Origin of the sequence: Luteimonas viscosa, from assembly GCF_008244685.1 — a bacterium.
GTDB classification, from domain to species: Bacteria; Pseudomonadota; Gammaproteobacteria; order Xanthomonadales; family Xanthomonadaceae; genus Luteimonas; species Luteimonas viscosa.
The window spans coordinates 875,781-891,902 of sequence record NZ_VTFT01000001.1 but is presented as its reverse complement, the minus strand read 5'-3'; the positions used below and the strand labels follow the sequence as shown (position 1 = coordinate 891,902).

The following is a 16,122-nucleotide window of genomic DNA, read 5'->3' as shown; positions in this document are numbered from 1 at the left end:
GACGTTGCCGGAGGCGCGGACCGTCAGGCGCGGTAGCCCGGATCGGCTTCCTGCACATTGCCGCGGGCACGCACCCCGATGCGCGGGCGCAGCCAGTTGGCGAAGTCGGCTTCGCTGGTGGAGCCTTCGGCGAGGCCCAGCATCGCGATGTACTTCTCTTCGTCCGTCGCCACCAACTCGCCATCGTTGAGCGCGATGAAGGCGCGATAGCAGACATGCGCGGTGCGCTTGTTGCCGTCGACGAAGGCGTGGTTGCGTGCCAGGCCGAAGGCGAGGCTGGCGGCCAGGTCGGCCAGGTCCGGCGGTGGGTCGCCATAGGCATGCAACTGTTGCGGGCGTGCGAGGGCGGAATCGAGCATGCCCTCGTCGCGCAATCCGGTGCCGCCCCCATGCTCCGACAGTTGCCGGTCGTGGATGGCCAGGGCAAGTGGCTTGCTGATCCAGACGATCATGGCCGGATCACTGCGCCAGCTTGTGCAGGACCTGGCGGTCTTCGCGCATGATCTGTTCCGCCACGTCCATCTGCTGGGCCAGCTCCGGATCGAACGCCGTCAGGCGGAGGCCGTCGGGCGTCTCCAGCGCGTACAGCTCGTCGCCCTTGCCCACGCGCAGGCGGGCAAGCAGTTCCTTGGGCAGGATGACGCCGGCGGAATTGCCGATGGCGGTGATCTTGAGCTTCATGGCGGCACGGCCTTTGTTATAACGAACGTTATTATTGCGCCGTCGCGCCGGCCGCCGCAAGGCGAGGGGCCCGCGGCTGTCCAGTCTCGCGCGCTGCGCCGGGAAGGTGTACAAATGTACACCCATGAGTCCCGACATCCTTTCCCCGCAACGCGCCGCCGTCCTCGACTTCCTGCGCCGGGAGCTGGCGGCCGGGCGCGCGCCCAGCCTGGCCGAGGTCGCCGCTGCCTTCGGCTTCGCCTCGCGCAATGCCGCCTACAAGCACGTGCAGGCGCTGGTGGCCGGGGGCCTGCTGGAACTGGACACCGGACGCAAGCGCGGCCTGCGCCTGCCGGGGCGGCCCGACCAGTTGCCGCTGCCGGTGCTGGGGCAGGTGGCCGCGGGCCAGCCGATCGGCGCCGACATCGGCAGCGACGCGCTGCTGCTGCTCGACCGCGCGCTGTTCTCCGAGAAGCCCGACTACCTGCTGAAGGTGAAGGGGGATTCGATGCGCGACGACGGCATCTTCGACGGCGACCTGGTGGCGGTGAAGCGCTCGAACGAGGCGCGCAACGGCCAGGTCGTGGTGGCGCGCATCGATGGCGAGATCACGATCAAGCGCCTGGAGCGCTCGAAGGTGCGCATCCGCCTGCTGCCGCGCAATCCCGAGCACGCGCCGATCGAGCTGCGCGCCGGCCAGGATTTCGCGATCGAAGGCGTGTACTGCGGCCTGGTGCGGCGGGGCTGAGCGGATGGCTGCGCAGGTCTCCCTGGAACAGATGCTGGCCGCGCGCACGCTGTGGCATGCCGGGCGTCAGGCCAAGGCCGCGCCCGATGGCGAGCCGACCGGCTTCGCCGCGCTCGATGCGCTGCTGCCGCAGCGCGGCTGGCCGCGGCGCGCGCTGACCGAACTTCTGCTGCCGGCCGATGGCGTCGGCGAGCTGGCGCTGCTGCTGCCCACGCTGGCGCGGCTCACCCGGGCCGGCGCCACGGTGGCGGTGGTCGCGCCGCCGTACCTGGCCTACGCGCCGGCGTGGCAGGCGGCGGGCGTCGAGCTGGCGCAGCTGCAGTTGATCGACGCCGCGCCGCGCGATGCGCTGTGGGCCTTCGAACAGTGCCTGCGCAGCGGCGCCTGCGAGGCGGTGCTGGGCTGGCCGGCGGGCGCCGATGCGCAGGCACTGCGCCGGCTGCAGGTGGCCGCCGACAGCGGCGACTGCCTCGGCTTCGCCCTGCGCGACCGCAGGCACGCGGCCAATCCCTCGCCGGCGGCGCTGCGGCTGGAAGCGGTGCGCGAGTCCGCGCATGGCATCGCCTGGCGGGTGCGCAAGTGCCGCGGCGCGCCGGTGCCGGCAAACGCGTTCGCGCTGGCATCGGAACCGGCGATCGCGCCATCCACTTCCACCCCCGACGGCGCACAACTGACTCCCTCCCCGGCTTGCGGGGGCGGGGCGGGGTGGGGGGCGTCCAGCCCCGACGTGACTCGAACGCCGCCGTTGCCGCCTGCTTCCATCCCCGCCTTCCCCCGCCACCGGGGGAAGGAACAGGTCGCTCCCCTCCCGATCGCGCCCATCCCGGCGCTGGGGAAGGTGCAAGTCGGCCCCATCCCGATCCATGCGCCCGCCGATTCCCCCTCTCCCGCTTGCGGGGGAGGGTTGGGGTGGGGGTCTTCCAACCTCGAGGTGAATCGAACGCAGCCACTTCCGCCTGCCCCCATTCCGGCCTTCCCCCGCCAGCGGGGAAAGGAGCAGGCCGGTTCCATCCCGGCCCTCGGGAAGCAGCGGGCCACTTTCCCTGTGCAGCAAACCCTCCATCTCGTCCAGGGCCCGGCGCCCGTTGCACGTAGCTGACGCCGATGCTCTGGGCCTGCGTACTGTTGCCGCAACTGGCGCTCGATGCCGTCCTCCGGCGCCTGCCTGATCCCGACGCGCCACTGGCCCTGGTCGGCGGCTCCGCGCAACTGCGCACCCTGCATGCGGTGAACGCGTCCGCCGCGCAGGCGGGACTGCGCGCGGGCATGCGCCTCACCGCCGCGCATGCGCTGCTGCGCGATTTCGCGATGGTCGAATACGACCCCCAGGCCGAAGCGCGCTGGCAGCGCTTCCTCGCCGCGTGGGCGTACCGGCACAGTTCCCTGGTCAGCGCGCAGTGGCCGGGCTGCATCGTGCTGGAGGTGCGGGCGAGTTTCCGCCTGCTCGGGCCGTGGCCGCGGATCGAGGCGCGGCTGCGCGAGGAACTCACCGCGCTGGGATTCGGCCATCGCATCGCCATGGCGCCCACGCCGCGCGCCGCGCACGTCTTCGCCGGCCTGCGCGACGGCCTGGCGCTGACGCACCCGGGGGCGATGGCCGACATGCTCGACCGCATTCCGGTGCGACGCGCGCGCCTGCCCGACGAAGGCGGCGAACGCCTGCAGCGCATGGGTATCCGCGACCTGCGCACGCTGCGCGCCCTGCCGCGCGATGCGCTGCGCCGCCGCTTCGGCCTGCCTCTGCTCGAACACCTCGACCGGCTGTACGGCCAGGCCGACGATCCGCTGGCGCTGCATGCGCCGCCGGACCATTTCGATGCGCGGGTGGAACTGGGCTACGAGGTCGAGAGCCACATGGCGCTGCTGTTCCCGCTGCGGCGGCTGGTCGGCGACCTGTGCACCTACCTGTCGGTGCGCGACGGCGGCGTGCAGCGCTTCGTGCTGCGGCTCGAACACGAAGGCGGGCACACCGACGTGAACGTCGGCCTGCTGGCCGCCGAGCGCGAGCCGGCGATGCTGTTCGAACTCACCCGCAGCCGGCTTGAGCGGGTGCGGATTCCCGGGCCCGTCGTGGGCCTGCGCCTGCTCGCGCGCGAACTGCCGGCCTTCGTGCCGGCCTCGCGAGACCTGTTCGACACGCGCAACCAGCAGCAGTTGCCGTGGCCGCAGCTGCGCGAACGCCTGCGCGCGCGCCTCGGCGACGAGGCGGTGTACCGGGTGGCGCCGACGGGCGATCCGAGACCCGAGCGCGCCTGGCGCCGGGTCGAAGGCGACGATGCGCGCATTGCCGAAGCGCCGCCGCGTCCACCGCGCCCGGCGTGGCTGCTGCCGCGGCCGGTGCCGTTGCGCGATCCGCATCCGCGCATCGTCTCCGGCCCCGAGCGGCTGGAAAGCGGCTGGTGGGACGGCGAGGACGCGCGCCGCGACTACTACGTGCTGGAAACCTCGCAGGGCCAGCGCGCCTGGGCGTTCGCGCCGCCGGGCGAACAGGGCGGCTGGATGCTGCAGGGGTGGTTCGCGTGAAGACGTCCGGCTCCCTCTCCCGCTTGCGGGAAAGGGCAGGGGGTGAGGGCAGTCAGTCGCGATGCCGCTGCCCGCGCCTGCGGCGCGCGCCCATCCGCCTTCGGCACCTTCCACCCGTGAAGGGTGCAATGCCCCGCGGGCGGGGGAAGGGAAAGCAGGTGGGCGCGTCTGTCTCCCTCTCCCTCTCCCTCTCCCTCTCTCTCTCCCTCTCCCTCTCCCGCTTGCGGGAGAGGGTCGGGGTGAGGGCGGGCGGTCGCGATGCCGCTGTCCGCGCCTGTGGCGCGCGTCCATCCGCCTTCGGCACCTTCCCCCGCGAGCGGGGGAAGGAAAAGCAGGGTGGCGCGCCTGTCTCCGTTTTCCGCGCCCGCGGGCGGAGGAAGGAAAAGCAGGTGCGGCGCCGTTGGTGCTGGGACAGGGCGGCATGAGCTGGGACGATGCCGTCGACGGGGTGGATCGCGATACGCCCGGCGGGCGTCCGCCGCGGGCGTGGGAGGTCGCCATGCGCCTCGGCCGTGCCGCCAACGACGATCCGCCGCGCGAGGACGCCTGGCCGGCGTATGCCGAACTGCACTGCCTGTCGGACTTCTCGTTCCTGCGCGGCGCGGCCAGCGCCGAGGAACTGTTCGAGCGCGCGCGCGCCTGCGGCTACGAGGCGCTGGCGATCACCGACGAATGTTCGCTGGCGGGCATCGTGCGCGCATTCGAGGCCTCGCGCGCGACCGGGGTGAAGCTGGTCGTCGGCAGCGAATTCACGCTCGCCTGCGGCACGAAGCTGGTGCTGCTGGTGGAGAAGCAGTGCGGCTACACGCGCCTGTGCGAACTGATCACGCGCGGCCGCCGCGGCGATGCGAAGAAGGGCAGCTACCGGCTTTCGCGTACCGACGTGGCCGAGGTGCTGGGCGGGATCGATCCGGAAGTGTCGGGCCTGTTCGCGTTGTGGGTCCCGGGGCGCGAACCCGAGGCGACGCAGGCGCGCTGGCTGCGCGACCTGTTCGGCGCGCGCGCCCATGTCGCGGTCGAGCTGCATCGTGAGCACGACGATGCCGCGCGCCTGCAGGCCCTGCTCGCGCTGGCGCAAACCCTGCGGATGACCCCGGTCGCCGCCGGCGACGTGCACATGGACGTGCGCCGCCGCCGCGCGCTGCAGGACACCATGACCGCGATCCGCCACAACACCCCCCTGGCCGAATGCGGCGAACACCTGTTCCGCAACGGCGAGCGCCACCTGCGCACCCGCCGCGCGCTGGGCAACATCTATCCGCCGGCTCCCGTCGACAACGCGGTGCAGCTGGCGCGGCGCTGCAGCTTCGACATGGGCCAGGTGGAGTATCACTATCCATCCGAGCTGGTGCCGGAGGGGCACACGCCCGCCACCTGGCTGCGGACACTGACCGAGGACGGGATGCGGAGGGAGTGGCCGCAAGGCGTGCCCGACGATGTGGCCAGTCGCATCGAAGGCGAGCTGGCGCTCATCGCCGAGCTGCGGTACGAGGCCTTCTTCCTGACGGTGCAGGACATCGTCCGTTTCGCGAAATCGAAGGGCATCCTGTGCCAGGGACGCGGGTCGTCGGCGAATTCCGCGGTGTGCTTCGCGCTCGGCATCACCGTGGTCAATCCGGCGGAAAGCCGGCTGCTGATGGCGCGATTCCTGTCGAAGGAGCGCAACGAGCCGCCGGACATCGACGTCGATTTCGAGCACGAGCGGCGCGAGGAGGTGCTGCAGTACGTCTATGCGAAGTACGGGCGCGAACGCGCCGCGCTGGCCGCCACCGTGATCCGCTACCGGGGCAAGAGCGCGGTGCGCGACGTGGCCAAGGCCTTCGGCCTGCCGCCGGACCAGGTCGCGCTGCTGGCGGAGTGCTACGGCTGGGGCAATGGCGGCGCGCCGATGGAACAGCGCCTGCGCGAATCCGGCTTCGACCCGGACAACATGCTGATCCGGCGCGTGCTGGCAGTGACCGAGGCGTTGCGCGACCACCCGCGGCACCTGTCGCAGCACGTCGGCGGCTTCGTGATCGGCGATGCGCCGCTGTCGACCGTGGTGCCGGTGGAGAACGCGGCGATGCCCGAGCGCACCATCATCCAGTGGGACAAGGACGACCTCGAAACCATGAAGCTGCTCAAGGTCGACTGCCTGGCGCTGGGCATGCTGACCTGCATCCGCAAGGCCGTGGACCTGGTGAAGGGCAGTCGCGGCTACGAGGTCGACATCGCCAGGCTTCCGCAGCAGGACGAGGCCGAGACCTTCCGCATGATCCAGGCCGCCGACACCATCGGCGTGTTCCAGATCGAATCGCGCGCGCAGATGAGCATGCTGCCGCGGCTGAAGCCGGAGAAGTACTACGACCTGGTGATCGAGGTCGCGATCGTGCGGCCCGGGCCGATCCAGGGCGGCATGGTCCATCCCTACCTGCGCAGGCGGCAGAAGAAGGAGCTGGTCACCTACCCGTCGCAGGAAATCCGGTCGGTCCTCGAGCCCACCCTGGGCGTGCCGCTGTTCCAGGAGCAGGTCATGGAGTTGCTGATGGTGGCGGCGGACTACACGCCGGAAGAAGCCGACGGCCTGCGCCGGTCCATGGCCGCGTGGGGACGCGGCGGCGACATGGATCCGCATCGCAACCGCGTCCGCGAGCGCATGGCCGCCAAGGGATATGCCTCCGGGTTCATCGACCAGATCTTCGAACAGATCAAGGGCTTCGGCTCCTACGGTTTCCCGCAGAGCCATGCCGCCTCGTTCGCCAAGCTGGTCTACATCAGCTGCTGGCTCAAGCGCCACGAGCCGGCGGCGTTCGCCTGCGCGCTGCTCAACTCGCAGCCGATGGGGTTCTACTCGCCGAGCCAGATCGTGCAGGATGCGCGCCGCGGGCATGCCTGCGGGCGTGCCGCGATCGAGGTACGGCCGGTCGACGTGACCTGCAGCGACTGGGACTGCACGCTCGAAGGCGGGTCCGCGCGCGCACGTGGCGGCGATGGCGGGCAGGCGGCGGTGCGGTTGGGACTGCGGCAGGTGTCGGGGTTGTCGGAAGCCGTGGCCGGCGCGATCGTCTCGGCACGCAGGCAGCGACCGTTCGCCGACGTGCGCGACCTGTGCCTGCGCGCACGCCTCGACGAGAAGGCGCGCACCGCGCTGGCCGAAGCCGGTGCCCTGCAGCCCCTGGCCGGGCATCGCCACGCCGCGCGCTGGGCGGTGGCGGGCGTGGAGCGGCAACGGCCGCTGCTGCCCGGCAGCCCGGACGAGGACGAGATCGCGCTGCCGGCACCGGGTGCCGGCGAGGACGTGCTGTCGGACTACCGCGCCACCGGCCTGACCCTGGGCGCACATCCGCTGGCGCTGCTGCGCGAACGGCTGCGCGCGCAGCGGGTCCTCGATTCGCGGGAGCTGGGCGTGCTGCCGCATGGGCGTGGCGCGTTCGCGGCCGGCATCGTCACCCAGCGCCAGCGGCCGGCGACCGCGAACGGCACCATCTTCGTGACCCTCGAGGACGAGCACGGCATGGTCAACGTGGTGGTGTGGGCGCATGTCGCGCTGCGCCGGCGCAAGGCGCTGCTGGGCGCGCGGCTGATGGCGGTGCGTGGCCGCTGGGAGCAGGTCGACGGCGTGCAGCACCTGATCGCCCGTGACCTGCAGGACCTGAGCCACCTGCTCGGCGAGCTGCGCACCAGCTCGCGCGATTTCCACTGAAGGCCCCGATGCGCACCGCGAGCGTCTCCCGCGACGACCTGTTCGCACCGCCGATGCTGCAACTGGTCGACGACGCGCAGGGTGGTGCGCGCTACTGGCCCGGCTTCGTCGATGCGGACACGGCGCTGCGCTGGTTCGACGTGCTGGCGGCACGGGCCGACTGGCGCCACCTGCGCCGACCGATGTACGACCGCGTGGTCGACGTGCCACGGTTGCTGGCGAACTACCCGGTCGATGCGCTGCCCGCGGACCTGCCGCTCGCGGACATGCTGGCACGCGTGCGCGAACGCGTGCCGGCACCGTTCTCCTCGATCGGCATGAACTTCTACCGCGACGGCCAGGACAGCGTGGCGATGCATGGGGACAAGCTGCATTCGCTGCGCGACGGCCACCCGATCGCCCTGGTTTCGCTCGGAGCACCGCGGCGCATGCTGATCCGCGCCGCGGCCGACCACGCCGACCGTGTCGCGATCGACCTGATGCCCGGCAGCCTGCTGGCGATGAGCCATGCGATGCAGTCCACCCACGAGCACGGCATCCCCAAGGTGCGGCATGCGGCGCCGCGGATCAGCGTGGTGTTCCGGGCGCGGCCGCCCGTGGCCAGCCCATAGGGGTGCCTGCACGCGTGAGCGCGGCGTGCGGCCCGCGGTTGCCCTTGTCCTTCCTTGCCGTTGCCCTTGCGGTTGCCGTTGCTGTTGTCGTTGCTGTTGCCGTTGCTTTTTCGAGCCGTAAAGCGAGCCGAGCATCGCAGGGCGGCGGGGCCGAAGAGCGGCCCGTGTCCGAGCGCAGCGAGTTTGGGCCGCGTGCCCCGCCGTCCGAGAAGCGCAGGGGACCGGACTGGCGCAGCCAGTCCGGATCGCGTCCGGTGGAGGCGGTTTTGGTGACTTTTGCCAAGACAAAAGTCACCCGCGCGACAGCGCGGAAGCTGTTGCGTTTGATCTTCGCATCGGGACTCCAGTTCGCCAGCGAGAACGAGAACAAACAGGCAGAAGCAGAGCGTTCGGTCGCTTCGCGCCCGAGTTCCTTTTGACGGGCCAAAAGGAACCAAAAGCCCTTTCACCGGACGCGAGCCGTCGCGGCTGCGCCGCGCCGGTTCCCTGCGCTCCTCGCCGGCGGTGGCACGGCGCCCAAACTCGCTGCGCTCGGACATGGGCGCCTCTACGGCCACCACCGGCTGCGGTGCTCGGCTCGCTTTACGGCTCGAAAAGCAAAGGCGCAAGCAACAGCAACAGCAACAGCAACAGCGAGTAAGGAGAAGCTACTCCACCTGCGAGTCCACCGCCCAAGTCCTGCGGAACGCCTCCCGCGACTGGAAATCCTGCAGCCAGCGCCCGAGATGGGCGTGGCCGTCGGTCGCCACACCGCAATAGGTGCTGTAGCTCACCACGCTCGCGACGATCAGGTCGGCGAGCGAGAAATCCTCGCCCAGCAGCCAGCGAGACTTCGCCAGGTGGGCGTCGAGGCGGCCGAGCGCCGCGTCGAGCCGCGACAGGGCTTCGGCGGCGAGGGGAGCGTGGTGCAGGCGCGCATCGGCCTGCGGACTCTGCGTGTAGTTCAGCACGCTGACCAGGGCGCCGTAGCTCACGTAGGCCCAGGTGGTCCAGGACAGCGCCACCAGGTGTTGGGATGTACCGGCCGCCGGCCACAGCCCGCGTTCGACGCCATGGCGCTCGCCCAGCCACTGCAGGATCGCCAGCGCCTCGAACAGCGGCGTGCCGTCGACGACGAGGGTCGGCACCACGCCATGCGGATTGATCGCGAGGTAGGAAGGCGACTTCTGCTCGCCGGAGGCGAGGTCGAACATCACGGTATCGCAGTCGATGCCGAGTTCGGCGATGGCGTGCACGACCGGGGTGGCACTGGACATCGGCGCGGCGAAGAGTTTCAGGGACATGGCGTGGCTCCTGTTGTGGACGGAACGTGGCCGCGTGGGATGGCGCGGCCGGTCGACGACAGGCTAGTCACCCTTGCGGACAGTTCCGGTCCTGAAGCCATGGCATCCTGACGCCCATGATCGATACCTCCGCCCGCCTGCTGCGGCTGCTGGCCCTGCTGCAATCCCGGCCGTTCTGGCGCGGGCGCGAACTCGCCGCGCGCATGGACGTCACCGAGCGCACCGTGCGCCGCGACGTCGACCGCCTGCGCAGCCTGGGCTATCCGGTGGACTCCAGCGCCGGCACCGCCGGCGGCTACCAGCTGGCCGCGGGCAGCAACCTGCCGCCGTTGCTGCTGGAGGACGACGAGGCGCTCGCCGTCTCGCTGGGCCTGCGTCTGGCCACCGGCGGCACCGTGGTCGGCATGGAGGAATCCGCATTGCGCGCACTGGCCAAGCTCGAACAGGTGATGCCGGCACGACTGCGCACGCGCGTGCGCAACCTGCATGCGGCGGTGTTGCCGCTGGGTCCCGGCGGGCCGGCGGTGCCGCATGCGCGGTTGGTGGCGCTGGCCACCGCCTGCCGCGCGCTGCAGCGGCTGCACTTCAGCTACGAGGACCAGGAAGGCCGCGGCAGCGTGCGCGCGGTCGAGCCGCATGCGCTGGTCTCCACCGAAGCGCGCTGGTACCTGCTGGCCTGGGACCTCAGCCGCAGCGACTGGCGCACGTTCCGCGTGGATCGCATCGGCGGCACGCCACGCGCCGGCGAACGCTTCCTTCCGCGCAAGGTGCCGGGCGGCGACGCGGCCGCGTTCGTCTCGCGGGCGATCTCGGTGCAGCCCTACGCGGTCAGGGCGCGCATCGAACTGCATGCGCCGCTGTCGCGCATGCGCGAGCGGATCCCGGCCTCGGCCGGCAGGTTGACGCGACTGGACGACCAGCGCTGCGAACTGGAAACCGGCGCGCAGCGCCCGGACATGCTCGCCTACCACCTGGCGCTGCTGGACGTCCCGTTCGTGGTGATCGAGCCGGTCGAACTCGAGCGGCACCTGCGCGCACTGTCCCTGCGCCTCTCGCGGGCCGCACGCGCATCGGGCGACAGGCGCCGACGGGTGGCGCCGCCGCGCTGAAGGCCAGGGGTCGAACCCACGGCTCAGGCGTGGTGCTTCACCCAGTCGAGGAAGGCGTCCATCCACTGCTGCAGAAACTCGCGGCTGCTCCCGGCGATGCCGCCGTCGTCGTCCAGCACGTCGTCGGCCTTGAGGAAGGCCTCGGGCTGGGCGAGGGTGGGCATGTCGAGGTAGGCGAGGATCGTGCGCAGGTGCTGCTGCGCGCAGGCGGTGCCGATCGCGCCGACGGACACGCCGATCACGCCGGCGGGCTTGTCGACGAACGCGCTCTCGCCATAGGGCCGGGAGGCGTGGTCGAGCGCGTTCTTGAGCACGCCCGGGATCGAGCGGTTGTACTCCGGGGTGACGAACAGCAGGCCGTCGGCGTCGCGGATCTCCTGCTTGAGTCGCTGCACGGGCGCCGGCGGCGAAGCGTCGTCGTCCTGGTTGTACAGCGGCAGGTCGTCGATGCGCAGGCGGCGGAACTCGATGCCGTCGGGCGCCAGCTTCGCCAGCGCATCGGCGAGCCTGGCGTTGAACGAATCCTTGCGCAGGCTGCCGACGATGACGGCGATGGTCAGGCTCATGGGAAAACTCCGGATCGTGCGGGCGGGCTGCGACCTGTCGCGCAGGCCGTGCATGGAACGGGGTGGAGGCGACCAGGCGCACCGGACGCCACCGCGACACATTCGCAATGCGGGCGTGAACGCGATGTCTCCTGGCAAGCCTTGTGCGCCGGAAAGCGGCGTCGCGCGGCTCCCTGCGGGTGGGGCGAGCGAGTCGCCGGGGCCCGGGCCGGCATTCGCGGCGCCTTGACGCCGTTTCCACCAAGGTGCGCGCACCACGGCGCAGGGGAACGCGATGCAGTCGAAACACCTCCGGTTCGGAAAGGGGTTCCGTCCGGCCTTTTCGGTGCGGGACGTGCAGGCGGCAGAGATGGTGATCCCGCCGGGCGATGCCGAGGGTGGGCCCGACAACCTCCATCGCGGCGCGGACCAGTGGATCTACGTGGTGTCGGGCACGGGCGTGGCGATCGTCGACGGCGCGCGCCGCACGCTGCGTGCGGGCAGCCTGCTGGTCATCGAGCGTGGCGAGCGGCACGAGATCCGCAATACCGGGCGTACCCTGCTCAAGACGCTGAACCTGTATTCACCGCCGGCCTATCGCGACGATGGCGAGCCGTTGCCCGCGGGCCGCCGCGCGCCCGCCAAGCGCAGTTCGAGCTAGACCCGGGCACCACGACATGGACCTGAAGAGCGGCTACCCGTGGTGGGCCGTCAGGAACGGCCTGCTGCAGGCGTTTCCCCCGCTCGAGCGCGACCTGCGCTGCGACGTGCTGGTCGTGGGTGGCGGCATCACCGGCGCCTTGACCGCCGACGAGTTCGCGCGCCACGGCCACGACGTCGTGGTGGTCGAGCAACGCGACATCGTCTGGGGCAGCAGTGCCGCGAGCACGGGCCTGCTCCAGTACGAGATCGACACCCACATGGTCGACCTGGCCAGGCAGTACGGCGAGGACGTGGCGGTACAGGCCTACCGCGCCTGCGCGGAGGCGATTCCGGCGCTGCACGCGCTCGCACGCGAACTGCGCGATGTCGGCTTCGGCACCGCTCGCAGCCTGTATTTCGCGAGCCGGCGTCGCGACGAGCGCAGCCTGCATGCGGAGTACGCGCTGCGCGCCCGGCACGGTTTCGACGTGGCGTGGCTGGGGCGGGAGGCGCTCGAGGCGCGCTACGGCATCGACGCGCCGGCGGCGATCCTCAGCCGGCTCGGTGCGCACCTGGATCCCTACCGGATGGCCTATCGGCTGCTGGGTCGCCTGCACCGGCGCGGCACCGGCGTGTTCGACCGCACCGCGATCCGGCACGTTCAGACCACCTCGCGCGGAGTCGTCGCGACCGCCGCCGCCGGCGACCGCATCCGTGCCGGCCATGTGGTGTTCGCTGCCGGGTATGCGAACCGGCAATGGTTGCGACAGGACGTCGCCCGCAACCGCAGCAGCTATGCCTTCATCACCGATCCCATCGACAGCGAACTGCTCGGCGAGTTGCGCAGGACGATGCTGTGGGAATCCGCGCGGCCCTATCTGTACATGCGGCCCACCGGCGACGGCCGCCTGCTGGTCGGCGGCGAGGACGATGCCGTCGATGTTCCGGCCAGGCGCGATGCCCGCGTCGGCAAGAAGGCGCGCATCCTCCACGAACGCGTCTCGAAGATGTTCCCGCACCTGCCGCTGCGGCCCGCGTTCTCCTGGGCCGGGACGTTCGCCGAAACAAGGGACGGACTGCCGTACTTCGGTGCGCATCCGCGGCATGGTCCCCGGGTACTGTTCGCCATGGCCTATGGCGGCAACGGCATCACCTACTCGATGGCGGGTGCAAGTCTGTTGCGCGCGCTGGTGGAGCGCCGGACGCACCCGCTCGCCCCGTTGTTTTCGTTCCGACGGCATTGATCGCCGCCCGCGGCGTCACGGCTGGGCGAGCCCGATGATGCAGGCCGCCTTGCGTAGCCGCGGCATGCGGGGCATGGTGGCCGGGTGACGGGAGGGAAGACGGCGATGGCTGCAGACCCGCTTGCACGGTCGCCAGGCTCGGCGTCCACGGTCCGGACCGTGGGGATCGGCCTGGGACTGGTGCTGATGGCGGGTCTGGCGGTGCTGCTGCTGCAGGACCGCCAGGCGCGGCTCGACGCCGCGCATCGCCAGAGCCTGGCGTTGGCCACCGGCGTCGACCGGCTGCTGCACTACGGCCTGCGCAACCTGTCGCGTGCGATGGAAGGCATCGCCGCCGATGCCGCCACCTGGGCCGTCGCCGCGCCGGGGCAGGAGGGCGCCCTGGTGGAAGAGGCCATCGCCGGGGTGGCGGCGCGCCATCCGGAACTGCATTCGATCGTGCTCGTGGACTCGAACGGCGCGGCGCTGTCGACAGGCATGGGTGATCCGGAATTGCCGCAGTGGATCCCGCACGCGCGCACGGAGGCGGGGCTGACGCTGGGGTCGCTGCAGGAGGACGGGCACGGCGGATGGTGGCTGCGGCTGGCAGCGCCTTTCAGCGACGGACGCTGGCTGCTTGCGCGACTGGAGACAACCGAGATCGAAGGCATGATCCGCGACCTCGACATCGGTCGCGACGGCAACGTCACCGTGCTCGACGGCGAGGGCGTGGTGCTGGCGTACGCTCCGGACGCGGGCGCGGCGCGTTTCGTGGGGCGGCGGATCGGCGTGCCTGCAGATGTCCGCAACCGCGCCGGCACGATGTCCAGGCAAAGCACCAGCTCGCTGGACGGCATCGAGCGTGCGCAGGCATTCAGCGCCACCAGCGGTTACTCCGTGGTCGTGACCGCTGGAATCGGCATGGAAGAAGCCATGGCCCCGTGGCATCGGCTCGCGGCGATCGCGAGCGCGATCGCGCTGCTGTACTGGGCGGGCCTGGCTTACCTCATGCGCCGTCTTTCGGCTGCGGCGCGCGCGCAGGCTGGCCTGATGGACGAGCTCCACGCGCAGGCCCACTGGCTGGACCAGGCGCAGCAGGCCGCGCGCACCGGCGTCTGGCGCGTGGAACCCGACGACCAGACCATCCGGGTGTCAGCCCATACCGCCGCGATGTTCGGTTTCGAACCGGTGGACATGATGCAGCCCGCCCAGGTCTTCTTCGACCGCATCCATCGCGACGACCGCGCGCGGGTGGAGGCGCTTTTCGCGGAGGCGCAGCGGACCGGCACGCCCTATGTCGCCGAGTACCGCGTCGTTTCCGGGAACGGGCAGGAACGCTGGATCAGCGCGCGCGGCGGCATCGCCGGCGACGACCGTGGCGGCCGCCGGCTCGCCGGCACCGTGGTGGACATTACCGACCGGCACGAGGCGCAGGCCCGCATCGAACGAGCGGAAGCGCAGTTCCGCGCGCTGTTCGAGCGCAATCCGCTGTCGTTCTTCGTGTTCGACGCGAAGACGCTGCGCTTCCTCGCGGTCAACCAGGCGGCGGTGGCGTCCTACGGCTACAGCGTCGAGGAATTCCTGTCGATGTCCATCCTCGACATCCGCCCGCCGGATGAGGTGGAGGCGGTCCTGGCGTCGATGCGGAGGCGTTCGCCGGAGCAGGACGTGGACGGGGTATGGACGCACATGCGGAGCGATGGCAGCCGCCTCGAGGCGCGCGTCTTCAGCAGCAGCATCGAATTCGGGGGGCGGGCGGCGCGGCTGGTGCTGGCCGAGGACGTGAGCGACCGCGTCGCCTACGAACGCGACCTGGCCTGGCGCGCGACGCACGACGCGACGACCGGACTGAGCACACTCGCGGCGCTGTGCGAGCAGCTCGACGCGATGGTCGCGGACGGCAGGACCAGGCGCTATGCCGTGGCCTACCTGCGCCTGCGCGAACTGGAACTGGTGGCGACCACGCTCGGACAGCGTGTCGGCGAGGAAGTGCTGCGGGAAATCGCGGCGCGGATCGCGATGGTCGGCGTCGAGTACGGTCTGGCGGGGTATTGGCCCGGGCAGTCGTTCGTGGTGGTCGCGCTGGACCCCTCGCGCGGCGCTGCGATGCTTGCGGCGCTGGAACAGGCGATGGCCGCACCGGTCGACATGGAGAGCGGTGCGCATCCGATCGAGGCCTCGATCGGCATCGCCGAGGGCCCCGAGCCGGGCGAGACCGCCGAGCAGGTAGCGGGACACGCGGCGCTGGCCGCGTTGCAGGCCTGGCAGGACCAGGTGCCGACCCTGCCCTACGACCGGGCGATGGCGGCGCAGGCCGCCGAGCGCATGGCGCTGGCGCGCAGGCTGCGCGAGGCGCTGGACAAGCGGGAGTTCGAGCTGCACTTCCAGCCGATCCATCGGCTCTCCGACGATCGCGTGGTGGCGGTGGAAGCGCTGCTGCGGTGGCGGCAGCACGATGGCGGCTACGTGCCGCCCGACGTGTTCGTGCCGCTGGCCGAGGCCTCGGGCCTGATCCTGCCGATCGGGCAATGGGTGCTGGAAGAGGCCGCCCGCAGCCACGGGCGACTGGCCGGGCGCGGGTTGGATCATGTGGCCATCGCCGTCAATGTCTCGGCGGTGCAGTTGCTGACCGAGGGCCTGTCGGAGGCGATCGTCGGCCTGCAGCGCAAGTACGGACTGCCCGCCGGTGCCCTGCACGTGGAGCTGACCGAAAGCGTGGTGCTGCGCCGGCCACAGGCCGCGCGCGTCGGAATGCTGCAGCTGCGCGCCGCGGGCGTGCGCATCTCGATCGACGATTTCGGCACCGGCTTCTCGAGCATGGCCTACCTGCGCGACCTGCCGCTGGACTGCCTCAAGATCGACCGCAGCTTCGTGCGGCAGGTCCATGCCGACGAGCGCAACGCCTCGATCTGCCGCGCCCTGATCGCGCTGGCGCGGGGCCTGGGGCTGGGCACGATCGCCGAGGGCGTGGAGAGCGCCGAAGAGCTGGAATGGCTGCGTCGCAACGGTTGCGAGCAGGCGCAGGGCTACCACCTCGGGCGTCCGGTGCCGCTGGAGCGGCTGCTCGATTCGATCGGCGGTCCCGGGTAGCGTCGG

The 16,122-nt window shown here is 71.2% G+C and carries 13 protein-coding genes and 1 pseudogene; 10 read left to right on the top strand and 4 right to left on the bottom strand.

From position 1 onward, the window contains the following. Nucleotides 1-23 precede the first annotated feature (23 nt). The gene (locus FZO89_RS04065) at nt 24-452 is read right to left on the bottom strand and encodes a type II toxin-antitoxin system death-on-curing family toxin (protein ID WP_149102055.1); all 429 of its coding nucleotides are present in this window, start codon (nt 450-452) and stop codon (nt 24-26) included. Between the two features lie 7 nt (nt 453-459). After that, entirely contained in the window at nt 460-681 is a 222-nt protein-coding gene (locus FZO89_RS04060) for an AbrB/MazE/SpoVT family DNA-binding domain-containing protein (protein ID WP_149102054.1), read from the bottom strand. A 124-nt stretch (nt 682-805) separates the two neighbouring features. On the opposite strand from FZO89_RS04060, the gene lexA reads away from it, so the two are divergent. The 6 genes and pseudogenes from lexA to FZO89_RS18435 all read left to right on the top strand — a co-directional run bounded on the left by lexA (nt 806) and on the right by FZO89_RS18435 (nt 8,643). Continuing rightward, complete coding sequence (gene lexA / locus FZO89_RS04055) at nt 806-1,408, top strand: transcriptional repressor LexA (RefSeq protein ID WP_149102053.1); 603 nt, start codon at nt 806-808, stop codon at nt 1,406-1,408. Between the two features lie 4 nt (nt 1,409-1,412). Next, nucleotides 1,413-2,030, top strand: a pseudogene (gene imuA / locus FZO89_RS18725) (translesion DNA synthesis-associated protein ImuA); the annotation flags it as partial. 482 nt (nt 2,031-2,512) lie between these two features. Then, a complete protein-coding gene (locus FZO89_RS04045) occupies nt 2,513-3,931 on the top strand; it encodes a Y-family DNA polymerase (RefSeq protein ID WP_149102051.1) in 1,419 nt (472 codons plus the stop codon). Between the two features lie 421 nt (nt 3,932-4,352). Next, the gene (locus tag FZO89_RS04040) at nt 4,353-7,613 is read left to right on the top strand and encodes an error-prone DNA polymerase (protein ID WP_149102050.1); all 3,261 of its coding nucleotides are present in this window, start codon (nt 4,353-4,355) and stop codon (nt 7,611-7,613) included. An 8-nt stretch (nt 7,614-7,621) separates the two neighbouring features. Further along, nucleotides 7,622-8,224, top strand: a complete 603-nt coding sequence (locus tag FZO89_RS04035; RefSeq protein ID WP_149102049.1) for an alpha-ketoglutarate-dependent dioxygenase AlkB — start codon at nt 7,622-7,624, stop codon at nt 8,222-8,224. A 44-nt stretch (nt 8,225-8,268) separates the two neighbouring features. Then, entirely contained in the window at nt 8,269-8,643 is a 375-nt protein-coding gene (locus FZO89_RS18435; RefSeq protein WP_187471034.1) for a hypothetical protein, read from the top strand. Between the two features lie 228 nt (nt 8,644-8,871). Here FZO89_RS18435 and FZO89_RS04025 read toward each other — a convergent pair whose 3' ends face one another. Then, a complete protein-coding gene (locus tag FZO89_RS04025) occupies nt 8,872-9,507 on the bottom strand; it encodes a glutathione S-transferase family protein (protein WP_149102047.1) in 636 nt (211 codons plus the stop codon). A 116-nt stretch (nt 9,508-9,623) separates the two neighbouring features. Between FZO89_RS04025 and FZO89_RS04020 the strand changes: the two genes are divergently transcribed. After that, nucleotides 9,624-10,616, top strand: coding sequence for a helix-turn-helix transcriptional regulator (locus FZO89_RS04020; protein ID WP_149102046.1), 993 nt, complete (start codon nt 9,624-9,626; stop codon nt 10,614-10,616). 23 nt (nt 10,617-10,639) lie between these two features. Here the strand turns inward: FZO89_RS04020 and FZO89_RS04015 are convergent, their stop codons facing one another. Further along, a complete protein-coding gene (locus FZO89_RS04015) occupies nt 10,640-11,182 on the bottom strand; it encodes an NADPH-dependent FMN reductase (protein WP_149102045.1) in 543 nt (180 codons plus the stop codon). A 274-nt stretch (nt 11,183-11,456) separates the two neighbouring features. On the opposite strand from FZO89_RS04015, the gene FZO89_RS04010 reads away from it, so the two are divergent. The 3 genes from FZO89_RS04010 to FZO89_RS04000 all read left to right on the top strand — a co-directional run bounded on the left by FZO89_RS04010 (nt 11,457) and on the right by FZO89_RS04000 (nt 16,116). Then, nucleotides 11,457-11,822, top strand: a complete 366-nt coding sequence (locus FZO89_RS04010) for a cupin domain-containing protein (protein WP_149102044.1) — start codon at nt 11,457-11,459, stop codon at nt 11,820-11,822. 16 nt (nt 11,823-11,838) lie between these two features. Beyond that, complete coding sequence (locus FZO89_RS04005; protein ID WP_149102043.1) at nt 11,839-13,047, top strand: NAD(P)/FAD-dependent oxidoreductase; 1,209 nt, start codon at nt 11,839-11,841, stop codon at nt 13,045-13,047. A 105-nt stretch (nt 13,048-13,152) separates the two neighbouring features. Next, the gene (locus FZO89_RS04000) at nt 13,153-16,116 is read left to right on the top strand and encodes a bifunctional diguanylate cyclase/phosphodiesterase (protein ID WP_149102042.1); all 2,964 of its coding nucleotides are present in this window, start codon (nt 13,153-13,155) and stop codon (nt 16,114-16,116) included. Nucleotides 16,117-16,122: the final 6 nt, after the last annotated feature.

What these genes read in the sequence shown, in the direction of transcription:
- FZO89_RS04065 (WP_149102055.1), bottom strand. Translation starts at nt 452, where the DNA reads ATGATCGTCTGGATCAGCAAGCCACTTGCCCTGGCCATCCACGACCGG.
- FZO89_RS04060 (WP_149102054.1), bottom strand. Translation starts at nt 681, where the DNA reads ATGAAGCTCAAGATCACCGCCATCGGCAATTCCGCCGGCGTCATCCTG.
- lexA (WP_149102053.1), top strand. Translation starts at nt 806, where the DNA reads ATGAGTCCCGACATCCTTTCCCCGCAACGCGCCGCCGTCCTCGACTTC.
- FZO89_RS04045 (WP_149102051.1), top strand. Translation starts at nt 2,513, where the DNA reads ATGCTCTGGGCCTGCGTACTGTTGCCGCAACTGGCGCTCGATGCCGTC.
- FZO89_RS04040 (WP_149102050.1), top strand. Translation starts at nt 4,353, where the DNA reads ATGAGCTGGGACGATGCCGTCGACGGGGTGGATCGCGATACGCCCGGC.
- FZO89_RS04035 (WP_149102049.1), top strand. Translation starts at nt 7,622, where the DNA reads ATGCGCACCGCGAGCGTCTCCCGCGACGACCTGTTCGCACCGCCGATG.
- FZO89_RS04025 (WP_149102047.1), bottom strand. Translation starts at nt 9,507, where the DNA reads ATGTCCCTGAAACTCTTCGCCGCGCCGATGTCCAGTGCCACCCCGGTC.
- FZO89_RS04020 (WP_149102046.1), top strand. Translation starts at nt 9,624, where the DNA reads ATGATCGATACCTCCGCCCGCCTGCTGCGGCTGCTGGCCCTGCTGCAA.
- FZO89_RS04015 (WP_149102045.1), bottom strand. Translation starts at nt 11,182, where the DNA reads ATGAGCCTGACCATCGCCGTCATCGTCGGCAGCCTGCGCAAGGATTCG.
- FZO89_RS04010 (WP_149102044.1), top strand. Translation starts at nt 11,457, where the DNA reads ATGCAGTCGAAACACCTCCGGTTCGGAAAGGGGTTCCGTCCGGCCTTT.
- FZO89_RS04005 (WP_149102043.1), top strand. Translation starts at nt 11,839, where the DNA reads ATGGACCTGAAGAGCGGCTACCCGTGGTGGGCCGTCAGGAACGGCCTG.
- FZO89_RS04000 (WP_149102042.1), top strand. Translation starts at nt 13,153, where the DNA reads ATGGCTGCAGACCCGCTTGCACGGTCGCCAGGCTCGGCGTCCACGGTC.